The organism is Mesorhizobium sp. U510 (assembly GCF_059180695.1).
In genome coordinates this window covers 2,001,162-2,020,547 of sequence record NZ_CP180532.1, presented here as the reverse complement: position 1 = coordinate 2,020,547, position 19,386 = coordinate 2,001,162, and the positions used below count along the sequence as shown (strand labels likewise).

The following is a 19,386-nucleotide window of genomic DNA, read 5'->3' as shown; positions in this document are numbered from 1 at the left end:
TGCGTATCGCTCCAGCCGGCGATTGATCCGAGAGGTTCGCACATCGAGCATGCGTTCGGCGCTAACCGCGACCACGTATCTGCCACTTTTTGCAGATGCTTTTTGCCTAGCGTCGACCCTACTTGTGCGGCCTCCATCTGCACGCTTTGCCGCTAATGGGGCACGTAGTCTACTAAGTATCCAATGTTGCGGACGACCTACCTTCGGAAATATTGAATCGCGCCGTCAAATCTCGGATGCACACTTCGCCATTGGCCTGATTATTTCGACGAGCCTTTTATGACGGTTATAAATAAGACAACGTGCTTTCCTCTCGCGGAATTTGAAAAGGACCAGTCAGTTCGAAGCGTACATGTCACGTCAGACATTGGTCTCAGAGACGGTAGATGAGTGGCTTAAAGTGCGACGCAGGGTTTTTGCCAGCCTTTCGTTCTCCGCCCGACTTCGAACCGTCAGGCGAAGATATCGATCTGCGTCGTCCATCGCTTGGTAGCCGCATTCTCTTACAAGGACGGATTCAAAGAGAACGAGGCGGCGCTTGAGCTCAGCGGCGGATACCGAATTTTCAGGCAGCCGGCATAGGATGAAATTCGTTTGCGAAGGAACGACGTCGAGGCCCGGTACCGTCTGCAGCTCCTGGATGAACAGCTCTCTATCCTTTCTTAACAGTCTCAGACTGTCTTCCAGTTCCTCTGCGAATTCGGGCAGCAGGAACAGTGTGTATTCCGCAATGCCGTTGATGTTCCACAACGGCAGTTTCCGGCGCACGGCCGCAACCAGGGCGGGATCGCCAGCCAAGAGGTAGGCGAGCCGGATTCCGCCGAGTCCGAAGACCTTTCCAAGGCTCTTCACCACGATCAGATTGCCACAGGACTGCACCAGATTCTCAACGCTGTTTGATCGGCCGTCGGCGGGAAAATCAATAAACGATTCATCCACGATCAGCCGACGCCCACGCGACCCTAGAGCCTCGGCCAGCCATGCCACGTCAGCGTAATCAACAAGTCGACCGGTCGGATTGTTTGGATTTACAACGATTGCCGTATCTGCGCCTGTCGCCGTTGCGAATTCCAAGAAAGCTCGAACGTCGAGATCGAAATAGGGCGGAGCGAGGACGAAGTTGTTCTTTCGTTCGTCATCGAGTGGCGTTTGAAAGCCGGCGAACGTGGGCGTGGGAATCGCGATTGTGGGGTTCAGCACTGAATAGAGCGCCTGGATGAGATCGGTCACCCCGTTTCCGACTGCAATAAAGTCCGGCTGCTGCGACGTCATCGCGCCAACAACTGAAACGATATCGATCTGCTGAGAAGGATAACATGTTAACACGCGTTCAAGCCTCGTCGCCAGCCGGTCGTAAAAAGCCGTCGGAGGGAAACGGGTATTGCAAAGAAGCATGTGCTCGGCGATTGGCTTACGCCAATAACCTCCGACGCTCGTTTCCAGACGCCGCAGCAAGTTCTCCTTGTCACATCGAAATTCCGCTATGGATGCGTCGACACCGTCGCGAATATCGAGCAGTTCGGAGCCAGCATTCAACTCATCTGCAGGGAGCGCCATCTCCAGCCCGGACAGACCCACGGCTAACGTGCTCAAGGTCTGACTTCGAACGTCAGATGCCGCGCCGTGGCTTTCAGGTAAAAAATTGCGTAGAACATCCGCACTCAATCGATAAATCCCGGTCGGTGCGTCGGGCCGCCAGGCAGAGCCGCGCAATCCGCTGTCGGTATCAATTCCGTCAAGAACCTCGCTGTCGAAAAGCGGCGTTCCCCATATTAGGAGAGTGTCACCCTCATGATCCCGTAGCCTCTCAATGAGGTCGCTGTGATGCGCATCGCGCCACGAAAGGGTATTTGTGCTGTCCTGTAGGCAAAACCTCTCGGATATGCCGCTGCTTAAATTTTCAACGAGAGCGACATCTTCAATGCCGTTTTCGGAACAGGCGTTGACGAGACGGTCCAAGAGCGGCTGACCGCTGATCGGGACCAATGGTGCATCGTAACTGCCGCTCCACAGATGTATTTTTGGCGTTCTGAAATCGAGGATAAAAACGGCACGAGTTGTACCTACCATTTCGGGGCTCCTTTCTCACACGAATGGAAGCCCCTCCATCCCCAAATGAAAACGACGAACAGGCGATCGAAATGTCCGTATGCGTTCATATCGGCGTCATCCGGAGCTTATAGGGAGCTCGGATATTCGTCATGAGAATACCTCTTTGAAGAATATCCCAAGGTTGGCCAGCAGCCAGAACTTCCGGCCAAACGAATCTGAAGGATTTCGTCGTCCGGCCTCGAACCAACGCCGCAAAGCAGCAGGGTCGAACAGATCTCCCAGCGGAGAGTCCCTGTGAAACAACAGCCTTCGATATTCCGTTGCTCCCTCGCCCACGACCCACTGACCCAGTGGAAGCGGAAACCCCATCTTTTTGCGAGATAGAACAGAGTTGGGCAAGACGCTCCGGTATTCCCTTCGCAAGGGGTATTTTGAGACGTCGAGACGTTCGCTGAAAGAAGCAACCGGATGCCAAAGAGCCTGGGCCGAGGCGATTGGAGACCTCCACCTCAACCGCTGGGAGCCGGGCATTGCCATTGCGGCGGTGACGAGCTGATAATCGGCATAAGGGACGCGAGCTTCAAGCCCGGCTGCCATTGTGGTGTTGTCAACCATTTCCAGCAACGCGGGCAAATGTGTAGAGACGAGAAGATATGAGATCTTGCTAAAGAAATCTCCGCCCGCCTCCGCAAATTGAGTCGAGAAATGATCGAAGAGCTCCGTGTCGTGCTCGGTTCGCATCTGGCCATCGATAGCAAGTGAACGGATCTCATCAGCCGGGAAGTAGCTATAGCGCTCCAGGAAGAACTGCAGCTGACTGCAATGGACGCCGAGTCCAAGGCGTCGACGTGCGATCTGAGCAAGAGCAGGTGGCAATGCGGTGATGATTTTGCTTCGATTGTAATCATACGGTGTACGGAACAATCGGCTGTAACCAGCAAAAATCTCATCGGCACCCTCGCCCGTGAGTACGACTTTGTGCTCCTTCGAAATCGCCTTTGCGAGCGTGAACATGGCGGTTTCGTTGTGCATTCCAAGCGGATGTCCACGCAAGCGCACCAGCTCCGCTACAGCGTTGATATCGGAAGGTTCTCCAATTGGGACGACCCGGTGAGTGAGCCCGAATTCAGCGGCGACCTCCATCGCATATGCCGTTTCGTCATAATCGGGGGTCTCGACCTTGCCGGTATAGCAGACCGGACGAATTTGTGAGCGAGCAGATGCCTCATAGGCCAGGATGCTCGAGTCAAGTCCACCGGACAACAATGCGGCGACAGGTACATCAGCCACCAGCTGACGCTGAACGGCACTTCCGAGTAGTCTGCGTATGTCGGAGTAGTCCGGCTTACATCGCGAAATGCGCTCTGACAGATTCCACCAACGCTCCAACGTGTGTCGCCCGTTTGTTATTTCGAGGAGATGGCCGGGCTCTAACTTGGAAATCCCGGCAAACAGCGTCCTGGCACCGACAACCGCGCGATAGGATAGAAAACTGAGCGCGCCGATCATGTCGGGTCCGCGCATTACGCCCGGCCAGCGAATGAGAGCGTTCGGCTGCGATGCAAAGAGAAGGCCAACATCGCAGATCGTGTAGTAAAGGGGTTTTACCCCCAAACGATCTCGGGCGATGAGAGCAAGCGAGTTCCGGGGATCGAAAAGCGCGAAGGCAAACATCCCGTCAAGGCGGTTTAAGAATGACTTTCCCCAAGCAATATAGCTAAGAATTAGAACCTCGGTGTCGGACGCCGTCGAAAACGAAAAACCCATGTCCCTCAATTCAGCTTTAATTTCCCGATAGTTGAATATCTCGCCGTTGTACGTTACCACCACTCCGGTATTGTCATCGCGATAGGGCTGATTGGCGCGAGAATGAGCGTCGACAATCGACAGCCGTCGATGCGCGAATGCGACCGATTGATCAATGTATAGGCCGCTGGCATCAGGCCCGCGATGAGCGAGAGCGTCAGCGCAACGCTCAACGGCCTCAGCACAAACGGGTGTTCCCTCGTTTTTGAGGACTATCCCAAAGATTCCGCACATTGGGGTCGCTCTCTTGGCACGAATAACGCCAACTACGTGCTCGGCTTTTCGCCGATCATCTGGATGCAGCCATCGCCGAACCAGAAGCGGGCCAGCGGGTGGTCATAATGACGGTACATCGGAGCGAGAAAGCGCCGAAGATTATGGAAATTTTTTGTATACCTTGAGATCCTGCGGATTTTCTCGAAGCCGAACTCGCCATACCAGCCTCGGATTTGCACCTCTGAGAAGGCGAACTCGTGATAGGTCGGCGCCTGGAAACGATCCCGGATCGTCACGAACAAATCATCGTCAAAAAGACTCCGAAAGAATTCGTTTTCGCCGGGTATATATTCTTCCTCTTCGCCGTCCTTTATTCGCAACAGCCAGTTGATGGCTTCGCGTGCGGTGGATGCGTCCAGATTGTCAATGGAACTGCGGAATTGTTCGTCGCTTTGGTAGAGTTCTCGCAAGTGATTGATGCATCGGTAAATGACGCCGTTGGCGGTGCCCATAATCGTCAAAAAGAAGCTGCCGCCGGGGCGGGTTACACGGGCAAGCTCTTCAAAGCCTTTTTTCGGATTGCTGGTGTGCGGCAAAACCCCTGCGCAATGGACAAAATCGAAACTGAAGTCGTCAAACGGCAGATCGAGCACATTGCCAGCGACCAGTTCCGAGCGCGGCCCAAATCGGCTGAGCCGTTTGCGCGCGCAATCCATCCAATCATTGCTCAATTCAAGCGAAACAACGTTTCGTGCCCCCTTGTCGAGAAACGCATAGGACGCATTCGCGTTGGAGCCGCAGCCCGCATCCAGGACATCAAGGCCGCGGAAGCTACCGGTTGGCAGGCCGAAATATTCCTCCTCGATTAGAGAGACCAACCTGTCGAATATGTGGTCGTCATTCTCCTGCTGGCGCTGGTAGCGATCAAAGACGGTGCGAGTTTCGATCTCGAAAGAGCTTTCCATGTATTCTCTTCCCTATAGCGACAAACTGATTCACATTGTGAGCAAGGCGACAGATCCGGCTGCGGCGAGTGTAAGGTTGCCCAAGCGCAACGCACTGCCGGTACCCGGAAATTTGAAGTTTGAAAGATGCAGGACCGACAGCACAAACCCTGCACCGATCAATAGGTTGCCCAGGCCTTGCACCGGCAAGTGATGGTCGGCGACGAACAGCAATGCCAACACGAAGAGGTTATTGTTCAAAGGCAATCCTCTGCCGAATCCGTCAGCGTCCAGTCCGAACGTCGAAAAATAACTGAGGCGCAGAGCCCCTGATAGGATGAGGCAATTGGCAGCCAACAATGCGGGAACGGAGAACGCGTTGAAGGACAAAATGAGAACCGCTGGAAAGACGGCTGCGTAGACCAAATCAAGCAGCCCGTCCAACGTGCCACCCAGCTGTGCCATCAAAGCGGACCGGTTCGGGGAACTCTTCGCGATCATGCCGTCGGCATCATCCGCCAAAAGAGCCCACAAGCCGAAACAGATGCCAATCTCGAAGCGCCCGATCAAAGCAAAGTAGATCGCCGTGGTGGCCAAGATCAGCCCAAGGGCCGTAATGGCATTTGCAGCGTCGAACAGATAGCGGATCATCCTCCTACCCCCGCCACGGCGGCCGGCGCGTCGGCACTATGTCTGTGAGGTCGCTCGAAGGCGAAAATCCTTTCCGCTACTCGCAGGTCCTGTTCACTGTCGATCTCGTACCATCGCAAATCGTCACATCGCGCCGCGGCGAGTTGCAGTCCGCGCTGCTCGATGAGATGCGCGAACAACTCCTCGGTATAGGCTTTGATTGCGCCCGAGCCGATCAGGTCGTGGAGGACCGGGACGATCACCGTTTGGAGTTCGGCGCCAGAGAACCGGGTGAGGTTCATCATCTTGAAGAGCACCGGGGTGCCTGATGCCAGATTTGCCGCCGTCTGCTTCAACCGGACTTCGGATATGAAGCCGTCGCTGGAAAGGACGGCCGCGGATCCTTCCATGGATGGATCGAAGGGCGCGACCGCAGCGGCATTGGGCGCCTCGACCCTGATCAGGTGGCGCAGCGCATCTTCTTCGAAGAAGACGTCACCTTCGAGGAGACAACAGTCGCCAGAAAGAAGCGTGTCGCGTGCCAGCCAGAGCGAGTAGGCGCTCCCTGTCTTGTCGAAGACCGAGGACTCGACATAGTTGATTTCAAGTCTGCCGAAGCGTTTGCCACAGGCATGGCGAATGGCATCCTTGCGATAGCCGACAACAATCGTCACCTCTTCGACTCCCACCGCCTGAAGGTTCCACAGTGCATTGTGAAGTATCGGTGTGCCGTTGACTTCGACGAGTGGCTTGGGACACAGATCGGTCAGCGGACGCAGGCGGGAGCCGAAGCCAGCAGCGAGAATGACGGCTTTCCTGGGAGCAGCGGGAGGCATCTCATTCACCTCTTTCGTTGTGTTGCGGTGTCATTTCCAGGCGTTGAGGAATTTGACGAGCCGGGCCAGGCCGGTCGCGAGTTTTTCAGGTGGAATTCCATAGGACAGGCGCAGGCCGGCGGGGTCGCCGAACGCGGTGCCCGACACAGCTGCGACGCCAGCTTCGGCAAGCAGAACCGTCACGAAATCGTCGGCTGTCGTTGAGGCGCCGTCTTCCGATCCCGGTCGCAGCAGATGGGAAAGGTCGAGATAGAAATAAAAGCCCCCTTGCGCCCTGGCGACCGGTACACGCGTCAACGAAGCAAGCACGTCGAGACCGACCCGTCTGGCGCTTGTCAGGCGTGAGCGCAGCTTGCCTTCATAGTCCGAGCCACCCCTTTGCAAATGGGCGAGCACCGCGTGCTGGGCAATTACGTTTGGATTCGAGGTGGTGTGCGATTGCAGGGCCTTGACGGCATTGATCACCTCTTTTGGACCCGCCAGATAACCGATGCGCCAGCCGGTCAATGCCAGTGATTTGCTGAAGGAATTGACGATCAGCGCGCGTGCTCGAATTTCGGGAGCGACCGAGACGATTGGATGGTGGGTATGACCCCCGTGCACGAAGTCGCCATAGCACTCGTCGAAAATGATCCACAGGTTGTGGCTGACCGCCAGTTGAGCGATGGCCATCAGGGTCTCAACATCGTAGACCGCACCGGCCGGATTGCTGGGCGTGTTGACGACGATCGCCCGCGTTCGTTCGGTGACCGCCTCCTTGATGTGCTCGGGGCGCGGGACGTAACCGTTGGATCTGGTGTCGACGAAGACCGGTGTGCCGCCGGCGATTAGCACCTGGGCCGGAAACGTTGTCCAGTAAGGCGCCGGGATGATGACCTCGTCGCCCGGGTTCAGCAGCACCATTGCGGCATTGAACAAGGCCTGCTTCGCTCCGGACGTCACGGCAACTTCCTCGGCCTTCCAGATCTGTCCGGTATCGAGGGAGATCTTCCGCGCCAGTGCCTCGCGCAGCTCCACCATGCCAACCGTATCGGTATAGCGATTGACGCCCTTATTGATGGCGTCGATCGCGCCGTCGCGAATCGTGGGAGCAAGCTCGCTCCAGATCTCGCCGGCGGTCAGATCGATGATCTCCTTGCCAGCATCGGCCGCCGCTTTTGCGGCAGCGCGCGCCGCGGCGGTACCCGATGTACCGAAAAGGTTTGTCCGATGCGCAAGCATGTGCGCTCCCGTTTTCGTTTGCTTTCAAAAGACGGGCTGGGCCTGCTACCGCACGCCGGTCGCCGTCTGCGGCAGATATTTCTCTTCCGCCGCTGAGAGTTCCTGGTAATTGAGCAGATCGAAGAGTTCATCGAGGGTCGCCACCTCGTCCTCGATACCGGCGATACTTTCTTCGCGGAGGATGCGGTCGCAGACCTGGCGCATCGCCGATATCGCCGCGCGCATGTTGTGGTTCGCCCAGATGACCGTGGAGATTCCAGCCGCCCGATACGCGGAGACCGGTGTGCGGTAATATTTCGTAGGCACGATCACGACCGGAAGGCGGTTCTGCCAGGCGCGCGTGAAGGCGAAAATCTGCTCAGCGTTGGACTTGCGGGAATGAATCAGAATAGCATCGGCGCCGGCCTCAGCGTAGGCTTGTGCTCGCGCCAGCGCCTCATCCTCTCCGCGGCCGGCGATGAGCGCCTCGATCCGGGCGACCAGAACGAACTCCGCATCCGGCACTTGGTCCTTCACCGCCTTAAGCCGGCCGCAGAACTCGGGAATATCGGCCAACGGGTGCCGATCACCGATGAACGAGTTCATTTTCGGGAACGCCGTGTCCTCGAGACATATGCCGCTCGCGCCATGTTGGCGCAGCTTGCGGGCGACCAAACGGGCATTGTTGAAGTTCCCGAACCCGCTGTCCCCGTCGACGAGGACTGGAATGTCCACCGTGTCGGAAATTCGCTCAACGACGTCGACGACTTGGGACCAGGAAGCTTCGTTAGCATCTCGATATCCGAGGCTGGATGAAATCGAGAGGCCGGACGCCCAGAGCGCCTTGAAGCCAGCGCGCTCGGCAATCGCCGCCGAAAGGCCGTCATGAGCCTCCATTGCGAAGGCGAGTTCACTGGACGCGATCATTCGGCGCAAGCTCTCGCGCGTCTGCGCACCAGACTGCCTCTCCACCATGCGGTCTCACCTCCACCGACGCTGTGCAGCCGACAGGCCTGTCATCGCTGCCGCACGAAGTACTTTCAGAGGCGAACCGCTCTGCCCACCGATCGGCGACCTGCCACTGTCGTGCCCATACAGAATCAATGAAGCAAGGCGCGTGCCGAATTGGCGAACCACCTGCGCCGCACCAGTTCTCCATACCGGCGGCCAGGTCCCCTCTCTACTCTTGGTCGGGCTTCCGACATCCTCGTCCAACTTCGGACACAAGAGGGGTCGTGGGAGTGGCTATTCGTCTGCGCCGTGGCGGGCGTCCCGTCAGGCTGCCGATCAACGATCGCAAGCGAGATGGCCCGGAGGGCGGAAGACCGGTGGTCCGTGCAGGCAAGGTGACGGACGGCGTTGGTCTTCGATCCCGGCAATCACCAGGCGGCTTGACTATATATCCATGCCGCATGGACGAAGTGTCGAGCATCGGCATGCGAGATTTCAACACCCCCAGGGGCCGCCCCGAGCTTCAAGCCTTAACCTAACCAAGCGACTTGTTGATCGCTGGAATGATCTTGTCTCCCCAGAGCTCAATCTGGCGTAGCATCGTCTTTTGGTCGAAATCTCCCAATTGGGTCTGAATTGCGATCTGGTCCGGCTTCAGGATACTTATCTCTTCCAGCAGGCGATCGATGACGCGACTTACGCTGCCGATCGGCAGGTTCTGGCGCATGGTCTCGAACGACAGATCCTGCTGCGTCGGTGTTTCCTGCAGCAGATAGCCGTCCCGGCTCTGCTGGCGGCGCTGATGAAGTGCTTCAGATAGCCGGCGCTGGAAGCGGGCGTTGTCGAGATAGCTGTCGATCTCCGCCTGATCGTCGCTGGCATAGCAGCAGCGCAGAAGCCCTATCTTGGCGGCGGTGACATCCTTACCCCGCGAGGCCGCTGCTGCCTCGATGGTCTCACGCAGCGTTCTCAAGTTTTCCAAGCCGTTGTGGAACGCCGTGACGAAAAGATTGTGGCCCTCACGATAGGCCCGGCACATGCTTCGCGCGGACCCGCAGGCGATCCAGATCGGTGGGGCTGGCCTTTGGATGGTGCGCAGCGAAATCGCCGTTAAAGGTATCTTCTCATACTGGCCATTGTGCTCGAAGACCTTCTGGTTAAGGCCCTTGAGAAGGATATCCAGGTATTCCGCAAACACGGCCGGCGCCTGATCGACATCGACGCCGAAGCGCTCGAACTCGAACTGCTGGTATCCCGAGCCGACGCCGAGTTCAAGGCGGCCGTTCGAAACGATATCGGCAAAGCCGATCTCGGAGAGCAGGCGCTGCGGTTGATATAGCGGCAGCACACACACACCGGTGCCAAGGCGAATGGTGCTCGTAAGGCCAGCACAGTGCGCCACCATCATCAAGGGCGAGGGAACCAGGCTGTAATTGTTGAAGTGGTGCTCGGCGAACCAAGCGGTGTTGAAGCCAGCCTGCTCCGAAGCGATTGTCTGTTCTATGGAGTTACCGATGACCCTGTCGCACGATTGATGATAGCCTCGCTGGGCCGCCAAGATGAACGTCGCGAATTCCATGGCGTGTCCCTCGTTTACACAAAGTGGCCAATGCGGGTGGGCCGCGGTATCGATCCGGCCTGGCGGCGACGTAGTCGACGATCTTGCGCAAAGCCGCTTATCGTTCGGCGGCCGCAGGCAAGCGCCAAAACCTGGCTAGTGATTCGACCCTGATGACGAGTTTTCCGTCACCGATGAAGACGATCACTTGGCAAGCCGCGCTTGGCACGTGCCATGCAGCCGCAGTCTCAATCCTCGAACCTCGTCGGCTTCGACGAACCGCAACCCGTCGCCGGCGAACATTCCGTTGGATTTTCTTGATCGGTTGGCTGGGCGTTTCGCGCGTCAGCCAACGAGGTCAAGCCGCCGTCCACGTAGAGGGTCGAGCCGTTTACGTATGAGGCATCAGGCGAGGCCAGAAAGAACACTGCCTCGGCGACGTCTTCGGGCTCTCCCATCCGCCCCATCGGGATGCGCCGTTTGATCGCTACGGAATCGATGCAGCCGGACTCGGCCAGCTGAGCAATGTCAGGCGTACGGATATAGCCAAGAGCGACGGTGGCCGTTCGGATGCCGACCGACCCGAGTTCGGCCGCCATGCACCGGGTCAGAATGTTCATACCCGCCCTGGACGCCCGATAGGCATGGCGCGGCACGAAGGGCAGGAAACTATTGATCGATCCAAGATTGAGGATTACGCCGCCGGCGTCCATCGACTTGATCGCCTCGCGCGCGCAGGTGAAGGTGCCGGTGAGATTGACGTCCAGTACCCGCTCGATCTGTCGCGGGATTTCGATCCCTCGCACAAACGTATCGGCAATAGCAGCACAGTTGACGAGGATCTCGATGCGACCGAAGCGCCCCCGTATTTCCTCGAACAGGGCCACCACCTCGCTCTCGACCGCCAAGTCGACGGATTTCGCCACGTGCCTGCCGCCCAGCAAACCAGCGAGTTCTGCCGCCCCAGCACCATCTTTATCAGCAATCACGACTGTGTCGGAGTTCGCGGCAAAGCGGCGAACGACGGCGGCGCCTATACCGTTCGCGCCGCCCGTCACGACCACTGTGCGCGCGCCAGTTCGTTCGGCCGGCCGGAAGAGTTCGGCTCTAGGCGTCTCGTCGACCGGCGGGTGCGCGTCGCCCGGCTGGTTGAACGACATCCAACCGCCGTCGACCGTCAGCACCGATCCTGTGATGTAGCCCGTCTGTGCGCTGGCCAAAAAACGCACGGCCCGAGCGATCTCGTCGGGGCGCGCCATTCGCCCCATGGGCACGCGGCGGCGCACGGCCGCGAGGTCCATCTTGCCCGCACGTTCCAGTTCCGCCACCATCGGCGTGCGCACGTATCCTGGCGCTACCGCCGTTACGCGGATGCCGCGCGAGGCCCATTCGCATGCAAGCGATCTCGTGAGAGCGATCAAGCCTGCCTTCGAGCTGGCATAGGCGTTGCGCTTGGGATTGCCGAGCACGCCCGCCAGCGAAGCGACGTTGACAATGGCAGCGCCGGGCTGCATGCGCCTCGCCGCTTCGCCGGCCATAATGAAAGGCCCGATCAGGTTTGTTGCCAGCACGCGTCGGAAGGCCTCGAAACCGGTGTCGATAGTCGCAGCCATGGCGGGTCCTATCGCCGCGTTGTTGACGAGAACATCGATTTTCGCGAACTGCGCTTCGATGCGGCCGTATAGGGCGACAATGTCCTCTTCTCGTGAGACATCGCATTCGAGGCCCAGATGCGGATGGCCGAGACCGCCGGCCAGTTCAAGAACGCCGCTGCCAGGAAGGTCCACCGCAACGACGATGTCTCCATCGGCGGCAACGATCTCGACCAGCGCACGGCCGATTCCGCCTGCCGCTCCCGTTATGATGACGACCCGTCCTGCCTGCTTCATATGAACCTCTCCGCAGCCAGCGTCAGAGATATCGACGCGAGTCAGCCGCAAGACCGGTCGCGGACGTCCTGGTGACGGCGAGTTTCCATACCGGGTAGACGTGTTGCGTTCCGCGACCGCTCCCGCGACGCGGCTCCGCAATTGGGAGCCTTGGAAAGCATTGTGGTGACATGCATCGCATTTTCATTTTGATGACGAGCTGCGGCGCTTCCTGAGCGCGTAAACCGGGTCATTGGGATGGGCTGCTCCGATCGGTTGCCGCAAGCCGAACCGTTCTGCCTCGGGGACCGCTGGTGGGGTCTGCTCTTCGATCCAATCGTAAACGACGGTCCGTTCGGCAATGCGCCACGCCCCTTCCCTCTTGTGAAAAAGATCGCAGTAACGGCCGCAGAGAAGCACCTGGCGTGCTTCTCCGTCATTGTCTGGTCCGCGTTGCAGCGCGGTGAAATAGCTTTCGACCACGGCCTCCGACGGGTCGATGAATTCGATCAAGACGTTCGTGATCTGGTGGATTAAGCGCGGTCCGGTTTTGAAGAGACCAAGCGCAAACTCAAAGAAGCCCTCGGCTGAGCCGCGATAGGCACCGTGATTGTCATGCGCATCGGGCCAATATGCACTGCGCAGCGCAGCCTCATCCGCGCGATCTATGCCGCGGCAGTACCGATAAAGGCAGTCGCGGATCGCCTCGCGGTCGCGCAGTTCGGTGATTTTCGCCTGGCCCATCGCTCTGTCGCAAATTTGAGATTGGAAGAGGCGTTTCGTGCCTCTAGGTGCGTGCAAGGACGAACCGATCGGCAACTGAAGAAGCCAGAACGGAGACGAACTTCACGTGTCGCGTGCGTGTCATTGAGGTCTCGATGCCGGAGAGGAGGTAGGCAGGGAAGCGGCCGGACATCTTGCTTTGCGGTGTGGGGTCACGTCTCGTCAATTCCACCTAAGCTTCCCCAGTTCTCGGTTGCATGGCGGCTGGTTCGAACCGCGCTGCCGACGTGCGATCGACTTCCAGCGCACGTTCGGGGCAGGATCGCGCGCCTTGTGACGCAAGCAGTTGCTCCCCCTCCGCAACCTGAATGTCACCGGGCAGGATGTAGCCATCGTCATCAAGCTTGAAGATGTCCGGCGCTTGCGCCCAGCATCGCGCGTGACCCTGGCATTTGGCATTGTGGACGATAATGCGCATAGCGCTGCCTCCATTGTCTTGGCATGGCTCGGCGATGGTCATGACCAGTCCAGGATCAGATTTTCGATCCCGAACACATGGCCGCCACAGGTGATGGGCGCTGTACCCTCCTTGATCCGGAAGGTCGGTATGCGCGCCAGCCACTCCTCCAGGCCAATGACAATCTCGCGCCGGGCAAGGTGTGAGCCAAGGCAACGGTGGGGACCATAGCCAAACGCGGCGTGGCGGTTGTGCTCTCGCGCCAGATCGACCGTGTTGGGGGATTCGAATTCCTCCGGGTCGCGATTTGCAATCATCGTGGCGCAGGAAACATAGTCCCCCTTTCGGATCGGCGCGCCTTCGAAGTCGATATCTTTCGTAGCCACGCGGATCAACTGAATGGGCGGATAGGCCCGCAGCAACTCTTCGGTTGCGAGCAGGATGCGGTCCGGTTCGCTGCGCAGCAGTTCCTGATCCTTGAGGTTGCGCGCTAGATAAGCCAGGTCAAAGCCAATAGCTGCTGCGACAGTGTCAAGTCCCGCGACGAACACAAGCACGCCGATGCCACGGATCTCCCCGTCGGTTAGCCGGCGGCCCTCGATCTGTGCCTGCACGATGAAGGTCATGAGATCGTCGACCGGATCCTTGCGGCGATTGGTTGCAAGTTCATCGATGAAAGCCACAATCTTGCGGGCAGCCACAGGTCGTTCCACATCGTCGCCGTGGAGCAGATCTTTCGCCCAGCCGACAAATGTATCGAGTCCCTGATCCGGCAACCCCAGAAAGCGAAGGAAGATGCTGACAGTGAACGGAAAGGCAAAATCCTTCATGACGTCGCAGCTCGTGGCCGATGCGGTGATCCGGTCGATCAGGGCTATCGCTCGCTCACGGACAGCCGGTTCCAGTGCCGTCACCCGCTTGGGCGAAAGCAGCGGACTGAGCAGTGAGCGAAATGCGCCATGGGCCGGTGGATCGAGCTCAAGCGGGATCGTCGGCCAGGTTTCGCCCAGTATGGAGGAGAAGATGCTGCGATGGCTGGAAAAAGTTTCAGCGTCCTGCAGCACCTTACGCTGGTCTGCGGCGCGGGTGATGACCCAGGTGCCCCGGCCATCTTGCGTGTTGTAGGGGGAATAGAAGATCGGAGGCCCGTCATGGGCGCAAGCGACGGCTGCGTGTGGATCCCCGTTGGGCGTTGGTGGCATGCCTGGCGATGTGAACAGGCTGAAGTCTCTCACCATTTCGGGCGGGACATGATCTGGAACCGGGTTGATCGCCATTGCATTTCTCCTGCCGTCTAACCACTAACCAGGCCGCGCGCCATGGCATCTTGGCCATCCAGCAAGCTTGTTGCCCTCTTGGCCAGACCGCTGCCTGCCCGCCAAAGAGCCGACGAGCGAAATCGTCGGAGACGCGGCGTTTTCAGCTTCGAACGGCGAACCGGAATGAAGCTCTTGCTCCACAGCGGTTCGGGGTCGATCATCTCTTCGAGGATATCCGCAGCGCGGCACGCGAAAGACCGGTTGGCCGCCGAAGTGCTCGCCGGTCTCCTCAAGCGCCGGCGAGAGGACAGGAGCAAGCACATTCTGGTCGAACAGTATCTGCAGGTCGATCGGTGGCCATTGGCCGGTGCCGGGCGGTTGTGACGGTGACGCCAGTCATGCCGGTCGATATTGCATTCTGCGGGCAATGCCCGTTTCGGATAGAATCTGAACTGACGCTGACCTGACATGTCGTCTTCCTTCATTGCATTGAGCGCGATATCACTCACCAATGGACGCCAGTCGGTATCTCCTGCCGTCTCACGTGAGAGCTTCAAAAGTCGTGCCAACGGGGCGGAAAGAGCCCTGCAGGAGATTTTCTACACATCATTCAACAGCTGGAACGAATGCGCAGCCGCAAGCCTGGCGGAGCAAAGCCGTGTCCCGGACATGACAAACCCGACAGCAAAGTCGCGGCAGCTTCAAAATGCTCCGAGAGCACAAGTCGGCTTTTTCCGTCAGTTCGGGACCGTGCCCGCCTCACGCAAGCGCAGTTCAGGAAGATGCACATAGGCCTGTCAGCCGTCTCAATCCTGAGAACGGAGGCCATAGGGACCCTCGTCAGGTTAACCCCGATCGACTCCTGTCCCTCGTTCCGAGTTTGAGCCGCAGATTTTCGCTTCGAATACGAGCCACCTGTTCTCCGCGCCGGCGACCTGGCGACCCTCCGGTCCGACTTCCGACATTTTTGTCCAGCTTCGGACAAAGAGGGGATCCCCTTTATGGGTATCAAGCCGCGACCCCTCCGCTCAGAGCCCACGATCAAGTGATTATGGGCGCGCTCGGTCTCGGCGAAGGCATGGTCCTGGCCGCTCAAGGCAGAGAATGTCGCTGCAAAAAACAGTGTGAACCCCAGCCTGAAAATCAAATGGCATGGCGCTTGCGTTGTACCCGGCAGAACCCATCACAAGGTGGCCAGGAGTAAGACCATTGCTGATATCGCGACGCCCCGTACAAGCGCGTACCGTTCTCGTTGCCGCCGCAAATCGAGACCTCGTTTCTTCAGACGCCCGTGCTTGCGAGCGGTTTTGCCATGGCTGATCCAAGGCCGACACAAAACGCGCGGCGCTCGGCCGAATTGCCGGCCGAGGTCGATGCCGTGTCAGTTTCAACCGAAAAAGCAGCGCACCAGTTTTCCTCCAGGAGCACATTGATGACGGTCAAAAAAAAGGTTCCTTTCGTCACCTTTCGCACGCGTGTTCGCGATGAGTCCATCGAGGGGCCAAACCCGTACCGCTGGGAAGACAAGACATCCGACGACTATTTCAGCGGCAAGCGCATCATCCTGTTCTCGCTGCCCGGTGCCTTCACCCCGACCTGCTCGACCTTGCAGTTGCCCGATTTCGAAATGCTCTACGACGAGTTCGAGAAGGTGGGAATTGACGCGATCTACTGCGTTTCCGTCAACGATGCCTTCGTCATGAATGCCTGGGGCAAGGCCCTGGGGCTGCAGAAAGTCCAGCTCATCCCAGACGGCTCGGGCGAGTTCACCCGCAAGATGGGCATGCTGGTTGCCAAGGACAATCTCGGCTTCGGCATGCGCTCCTGGCGCTACGCTGCCGTGATCAACAATGGCGTAGTGGAGCAGTGCTTCGAGGAGAACGGTTTCTGCGACAACTGCGAGGCCGACCCCTATGGCGTATCGTCGCCGCAGAACGTCCTTGAAACGCTGAGAGCCGCCAAAGCCGTGACGGCTGCATGATCTAGACGAGTCAACGTCTCGAAAATCCCCTTGCACAAGGCGAAGGGTCGCTCGGTAGGAGTTTCACGCTAGCCATGGAGTCCTCAGCAAGCCTGCTTCAGCGTCAGAAGCAATCGTTGGTTTTGACGCCGCAAATGATGGAATCCATTCGCCTGTTGCAACTGGCGCATCCCGAACTGCATCAGTTCGTCGAGCAGGAAATCGAGAAGAACCCCTTTCTGGAACGGGCCTCAAACCGGGCGCCGAAGGACATTCCGTCGATTTCGGCCGGGAACCCGCGCATCGGGCCGACCACGGGCGGAATATCGGATCGGGCCTCGCAGTGGAAATCAATCCGCGGCAAAAACAATGTCCAACCGGGGGGAAACCATGCGTTCGAAGATTCCTGGACATCCATCGAAACATTGCACGACCATGTCGCTCGTCAGATCGCTCTCAGCGCATTCGCGCCGCTGGAGCGGCGAATAGCTGGCGAGCTTGCCGGCCATCTGGAAGACACCGGATACCTTCCGGTGAACCTTTCGGAACTGGCCCGCAGCCTGAATGTCCGGGAGGCTGTTGTGGAACGGGTTCTCGGAACCTTGCAGCAGTTCGATCCACCGGGTATTTTTGCGCGAACTCTCAGCGAATGCCTTGAGATACAATTGCGGCAGCTGGACAGGTTCGACCCGGCAATGGCAGCGCTGGTCGCCAATCTTGAAGCGCTGGCGCGACGCGATTTTCAAACATTGAAGCGCCATTGCGGTGTCGATGAAGAAGACCTTCTCGACATGTTGCACGAAATCCGCGCGCTCGATCCCAAGCCTGGAAACCGATTCCAATCCGGAGGGCCTGAATCGATCATTCCCGACGTCTTGGTTCAGCCCTCTCCCGGAGGTGGGTGGCAAATCGAACTCAATCCAGACACGCTGCCCAGGCTGCTGATGAACCAGAACTATTTTGCCCAGGTCTCCCGCCTAAGCGCTCAAAATTCGAAAGATCAGTCATTTCTCAACGAATGCCTCCAAAACGCGAACTGGCTAATCCGCAGCCTTGATCAGCGCGCCAAGACGATCCTCAAGGTAGCGGCTGAAATCATCCGCCAGCAGGACGCCTTTTTTGAACATGGGGTCGCCCACCTGCGGCCTCTCAATCTCAGGACTGTCGCGGATGCGATCAACGTGCACCAGTCGACGGTAAGCCGGGTAACGTCGAACAAGTACATGCTGACCCCGCGCGGCGTGTTCGAACTGAAGTATTTTTTCACTGTCGCGATCGGCTCCTCCGAAGGCGGCGACGCGTACTCCGCCGAAGCTGTCCGCCATCAAATCAAGGCGATGGTTGCCGTGGAATCGCCCGACGAAGTGCTTTCCGACGACGACATCGCTACCCGGCTCAAGGAAACCGGGATCGACATTGCTCGCCGCACCGTTGCGAAATATCGTGAGGCGCTGAACATCCCGTCCTCCGCGCGACGTCGCCGGGAAAAGCGCGTGCGTCTTCGATGCCAATCAAGCCCGGACGGCGGCGGCGACGAAAGCGGCTCTTAAGCGAGCCCGTTCTTGATCCGTGCCAAGTGGCTTTCGCCTTCCTCCGGGCCAAAACAGCTTTCGAAATCGCCGCATTCCTGACAACTGGGCGCGGTGCATAGCGAAAAGCCTTCAGCCTCGCAGAGCTTACGATAGAAATACTTCTTCCATTTCATGTTTTTGGTGTTGCCGGCCGCCAGCGCCGGGAAATGCCTGGCCATTAAGCGGCTGAGTTCGGCCCGATTGAAAAGGCCAAGGTCCTGCCACAGATGGTCATTGCGCAAACTGCGCCTGGCGATGATCTTGGCGAAGAGGGTGCTCGCCGGATCGCCTTGCCTGGCATGTCCAATAAGCAAGCCGCGCAGAAGCCCTTCCTCCATATCCGGCTCGGGATCGGTCAGCTTTTCCAGCGCGAAGGCGTTGACGGGAACAGCCGGGAAATAGCGTGTCATGACATCTCGCAGGTCGGCACGCGAAAGGCCGGTTGCTTCGGTCGGGATCGCCTTGCCGGCCTCTACCTCCTCGAACGCGAGGTAGAAAACACAGGCAAGCACATGCCGGTCGAACGCCGCCGCCTGGTCTGTCGGCGGCCATTGGCTGGTGCTGAAACAGCCACGGTGATGGGCGAATGTGGCGCCGTTCTGCTGGTCTTGTCCCCAGCTCATGCAGCAAGCTTGTCGGCCGCAAGGTGGGTCTGGCAGTTCTTCGGGCAGACGCGGCCGCAAGCGCCGCAGCCGATGCAGCGGCCGGCATGGTCGACGATCATGACCATGCGGTTGAGCTCGCCGTCGAAGTCGTCGTCCTCGCCCGCGCAGATGCCGAGAATTTCGCCTGCGTCATCGACGCCATGAAGGTGCATGACCTCGCGCGAGCAGACCTTGAAGCAGCGGCCGCAGCCGATGCAGGTCGCGCCATCGATCGCCGTCAGATAGTGCGGCGTCCAGGGAGAGCCGTCGCGGGTGACGAAAGCGCCCGTCATTGTGAATTCTCCAACGCTGCGAGTTCTTCCTTTGCCGCATCCAACTCGGCAAAAACCTCGAAGGCTTTCCAGGCGACCGCCTTGATCTCGGTCCAGTTGACCGGAAGGTCCTCGGCAAGGTCGTGCAATTCCATCTTGGCGGCTCCCGCGCGCGACTGCAGCTTGCGGACCTTCTTCTGCAACAGCGCAAGGTCTGGCATGATCCCCTTCCTCGCAAGCCGGTCGTTACGCCCGCGCCATGTCGGGACGCGCTTCGAAGGCCACGAGCGCATCGCCGGCGCGCCGGCCTCGGCGGGTTTCCGGAACGTCTCGAAGCCGAACCGGTGATGCCGATGGACGCTGCAGCCAGCTTATGCAATCCCGCGCGGCGAGACGCAGGTCCGTATCCTTCGAGTTCGGCATAAGAGCGGTTGAGCGC

General features: G+C 58.8%; 19 protein-coding genes. 3 read left to right on the top strand and 16 right to left on the bottom strand.

Going from position 1 to position 19,386, the window contains the following annotated elements; genetic code table 11:
* Positions 1 to 360: 360 nt before the first annotated feature.
* The 13 genes from ACLGL5_RS11635 to ACLGL5_RS11575 form a co-directional block, all read right to left on the bottom strand.
* The gene (locus ACLGL5_RS11635) at positions 361 to 2,070 is read right to left on the bottom strand and encodes a pyridoxal phosphate-dependent aminotransferase (RefSeq protein WP_069091061.1); all 1,710 of its coding nucleotides are present in this window, start codon (positions 2,068 to 2,070) and stop codon (positions 361 to 363) included.
* A gap of 129 nt (positions 2,071 to 2,199) precedes the next feature.
* Positions 2,200 to 4,092: an asparagine synthase (glutamine-hydrolyzing) gene (asnB, locus tag ACLGL5_RS11630; protein WP_069091060.1), complete on the bottom strand. Its 1,893-nt coding sequence runs from the start codon at positions 4,090 to 4,092 to the stop codon at positions 2,200 to 2,202.
* A gap of 32 nt (positions 4,093 to 4,124) precedes the next feature.
* A complete protein-coding gene (locus ACLGL5_RS11625) occupies positions 4,125 to 5,039 on the bottom strand; it encodes a class I SAM-dependent methyltransferase (protein WP_069091059.1) in 915 nt (304 codons plus the stop codon).
* Positions 5,040 to 5,069: 30 nt separating this feature from the next.
* Positions 5,070 to 5,669 (bottom strand): CDP-alcohol phosphatidyltransferase family protein, encoded by a 600-nt coding sequence (locus ACLGL5_RS11620; protein ID WP_069091058.1) that lies wholly within the window; start codon positions 5,667 to 5,669, stop codon positions 5,070 to 5,072.
* Positions 5,666 to 6,484, bottom strand: coding sequence for a phosphocholine cytidylyltransferase family protein (locus ACLGL5_RS11615; RefSeq protein WP_069091057.1), 819 nt, complete (start codon positions 6,482 to 6,484; stop codon positions 5,666 to 5,668). Before ACLGL5_RS11615 ends, ACLGL5_RS11620 begins: the two co-directional genes overlap by 4 nt.
* 30 nt (positions 6,485 to 6,514) lie before the next feature.
* Positions 6,515 to 7,705, bottom strand: a complete 1,191-nt coding sequence (locus tag ACLGL5_RS11610; RefSeq protein WP_069091056.1) for a pyridoxal phosphate-dependent aminotransferase — start codon at positions 7,703 to 7,705, stop codon at positions 6,515 to 6,517.
* A gap of 45 nt (positions 7,706 to 7,750) precedes the next feature.
* A complete protein-coding gene (gene aepX / locus ACLGL5_RS11605) occupies positions 7,751 to 8,659 on the bottom strand; it encodes a phosphoenolpyruvate mutase (protein WP_069091055.1) in 909 nt (302 codons plus the stop codon).
* 511 nt (positions 8,660 to 9,170) lie between these two features.
* The gene (locus ACLGL5_RS11600; protein ID WP_069091054.1) at positions 9,171 to 10,214 is read right to left on the bottom strand and encodes an LLM class flavin-dependent oxidoreductase; all 1,044 of its coding nucleotides are present in this window, start codon (positions 10,212 to 10,214) and stop codon (positions 9,171 to 9,173) included.
* Between the two features lie 227 nt (positions 10,215 to 10,441).
* Positions 10,442 to 12,082 carry an SDR family oxidoreductase gene (locus ACLGL5_RS11595; RefSeq protein WP_069091053.1) on the bottom strand — a complete coding sequence of 547 codons (1,641 nt, stop codon included), beginning with the start codon at positions 12,080 to 12,082 and terminating at the stop codon, positions 10,442 to 10,444.
* Between the two features lie 183 nt (positions 12,083 to 12,265).
* Complete coding sequence (locus ACLGL5_RS11590; protein WP_069091052.1) at positions 12,266 to 12,805, bottom strand: nuclear transport factor 2 family protein; 540 nt, start codon at positions 12,803 to 12,805, stop codon at positions 12,266 to 12,268.
* A gap of 211 nt (positions 12,806 to 13,016) precedes the next feature.
* A complete protein-coding gene (locus tag ACLGL5_RS11585; protein ID WP_027056547.1) occupies positions 13,017 to 13,262 on the bottom strand; it encodes a ferredoxin in 246 nt (81 codons plus the stop codon).
* A 38-nt stretch (positions 13,263 to 13,300) separates the two neighbouring features.
* The gene (locus tag ACLGL5_RS11580) at positions 13,301 to 14,518 is read right to left on the bottom strand and encodes a cytochrome P450 (RefSeq protein ID WP_027056548.1); all 1,218 of its coding nucleotides are present in this window, start codon (positions 14,516 to 14,518) and stop codon (positions 13,301 to 13,303) included.
* A 17-nt stretch (positions 14,519 to 14,535) separates the two neighbouring features.
* The gene (locus tag ACLGL5_RS11575; protein ID WP_141700890.1) at positions 14,536 to 15,009 is read right to left on the bottom strand and encodes a hypothetical protein; all 474 of its coding nucleotides are present in this window, start codon (positions 15,007 to 15,009) and stop codon (positions 14,536 to 14,538) included.
* A 923-nt stretch (positions 15,010 to 15,932) separates the two neighbouring features.
* Between ACLGL5_RS11575 and ACLGL5_RS11570 the strand changes: the two genes are divergently transcribed.
* The gene (locus ACLGL5_RS11570; RefSeq protein ID WP_069093274.1) at positions 15,933 to 16,481 is read left to right on the top strand and encodes a peroxiredoxin; all 549 of its coding nucleotides are present in this window, start codon (positions 15,933 to 15,935) and stop codon (positions 16,479 to 16,481) included.
* Positions 16,482 to 16,555: 74 nt separating this feature from the next.
* Positions 16,556 to 18,010, top strand: coding sequence for an RNA polymerase factor sigma-54 (gene rpoN, locus ACLGL5_RS11565; protein WP_069091050.1), 1,455 nt, complete (start codon positions 16,556 to 16,558; stop codon positions 18,008 to 18,010).
* Here the strand turns inward: rpoN and ACLGL5_RS11560 are convergent.
* From ACLGL5_RS11560 to ACLGL5_RS11550, 3 genes are read right to left on the bottom strand one after another with little or no spacing between them, the layout of a single operon-like run.
* On the bottom strand, positions 18,007 to 18,654 hold the full coding sequence (locus tag ACLGL5_RS11560; protein WP_069091049.1) for a nitrogen fixation protein NifQ: 648 nt from the start codon (positions 18,652 to 18,654) through the stop codon (positions 18,007 to 18,009). The genes rpoN and ACLGL5_RS11560 overlap by 4 nt on opposite strands.
* A complete protein-coding gene (gene fdxB, locus ACLGL5_RS11555) occupies positions 18,651 to 18,968 on the bottom strand; it encodes a ferredoxin III, nif-specific (RefSeq protein WP_006333844.1) in 318 nt (105 codons plus the stop codon). Before fdxB ends, ACLGL5_RS11560 begins: the two co-directional genes overlap by 4 nt.
* Complete coding sequence (locus ACLGL5_RS11550) at positions 18,965 to 19,168, bottom strand: CCE_0567 family metalloprotein (RefSeq protein ID WP_069091048.1); 204 nt, start codon at positions 19,166 to 19,168, stop codon at positions 18,965 to 18,967. The genes fdxB and ACLGL5_RS11550 overlap by 4 nt, the downstream gene beginning before the upstream one ends.
* Here ACLGL5_RS11550 and ACLGL5_RS11545 point away from each other — a divergent pair.
* Entirely contained in the window at positions 19,167 to 19,295 is a 129-nt protein-coding gene (locus tag ACLGL5_RS11545; protein ID WP_494372906.1) for a hypothetical protein, read from the top strand. The two genes, ACLGL5_RS11550 and ACLGL5_RS11545, sit on opposite strands and share 2 nt — an antisense overlap.
* The last annotated feature ends 91 nt before the right edge of the window (positions 19,296 to 19,386 follow it).

What these genes read in the sequence shown, in the direction of transcription:
- ACLGL5_RS11635 (WP_069091061.1), bottom strand. Translation starts at nt 2,070, where the DNA reads ATGGTAGGTACAACTCGTGCCGTTTTTATCCTCGATTTCAGAACGCCA.
- asnB (WP_069091060.1), bottom strand. Translation starts at nt 4,092, where the DNA reads ATGTGCGGAATCTTTGGGATAGTCCTCAAAAACGAGGGAACACCCGTT.
- ACLGL5_RS11625 (WP_069091059.1), bottom strand. Translation starts at nt 5,039, where the DNA reads ATGGAAAGCTCTTTCGAGATCGAAACTCGCACCGTCTTTGATCGCTAC.
- ACLGL5_RS11620 (WP_069091058.1), bottom strand. Translation starts at nt 5,669, where the DNA reads ATGATCCGCTATCTGTTCGACGCTGCAAATGCCATTACGGCCCTTGGG.
- ACLGL5_RS11615 (WP_069091057.1), bottom strand. Translation starts at nt 6,484, where the DNA reads ATGCCTCCCGCTGCTCCCAGGAAAGCCGTCATTCTCGCTGCTGGCTTC.
- ACLGL5_RS11610 (WP_069091056.1), bottom strand. Translation starts at nt 7,705, where the DNA reads ATGCTTGCGCATCGGACAAACCTTTTCGGTACATCGGGTACCGCCGCG.
- aepX (WP_069091055.1), bottom strand. Translation starts at nt 8,659, where the DNA reads ATGGTGGAGAGGCAGTCTGGTGCGCAGACGCGCGAGAGCTTGCGCCGA.
- ACLGL5_RS11600 (WP_069091054.1), bottom strand. Translation starts at nt 10,214, where the DNA reads ATGGAATTCGCGACGTTCATCTTGGCGGCCCAGCGAGGCTATCATCAA.
- ACLGL5_RS11595 (WP_069091053.1), bottom strand. Translation starts at nt 12,082, where the DNA reads ATGAAGCAGGCAGGACGGGTCGTCATCATAACGGGAGCGGCAGGCGGA.
- ACLGL5_RS11590 (WP_069091052.1), bottom strand. Translation starts at nt 12,805, where the DNA reads ATGGGCCAGGCGAAAATCACCGAACTGCGCGACCGCGAGGCGATCCGC.
- ACLGL5_RS11585 (WP_027056547.1), bottom strand. Translation starts at nt 13,262, where the DNA reads ATGCGCATTATCGTCCACAATGCCAAATGCCAGGGTCACGCGCGATGC.
- ACLGL5_RS11580 (WP_027056548.1), bottom strand. Translation starts at nt 14,518, where the DNA reads ATGGCGATCAACCCGGTTCCAGATCATGTCCCGCCCGAAATGGTGAGA.
- ACLGL5_RS11570 (WP_069093274.1), top strand. Translation starts at nt 15,933, where the DNA reads ATGACGGTCAAAAAAAAGGTTCCTTTCGTCACCTTTCGCACGCGTGTT.
- rpoN (WP_069091050.1), top strand. Translation starts at nt 16,556, where the DNA reads ATGGAGTCCTCAGCAAGCCTGCTTCAGCGTCAGAAGCAATCGTTGGTT.
- ACLGL5_RS11560 (WP_069091049.1), bottom strand. Translation starts at nt 18,654, where the DNA reads ATGAGCTGGGGACAAGACCAGCAGAACGGCGCCACATTCGCCCATCAC.
- fdxB (WP_006333844.1), bottom strand. Translation starts at nt 18,968, where the DNA reads ATGACGGGCGCTTTCGTCACCCGCGACGGCTCTCCCTGGACGCCGCAC.
- ACLGL5_RS11545 (WP_494372906.1), top strand. Translation starts at nt 19,167, where the DNA reads ATGATCCCCTTCCTCGCAAGCCGGTCGTTACGCCCGCGCCATGTCGGG.
- ACLGL5_RS11550 (WP_069091048.1), bottom strand. Translation starts at nt 19,168, where the DNA reads ATGCCAGACCTTGCGCTGTTGCAGAAGAAGGTCCGCAAGCTGCAGTCG.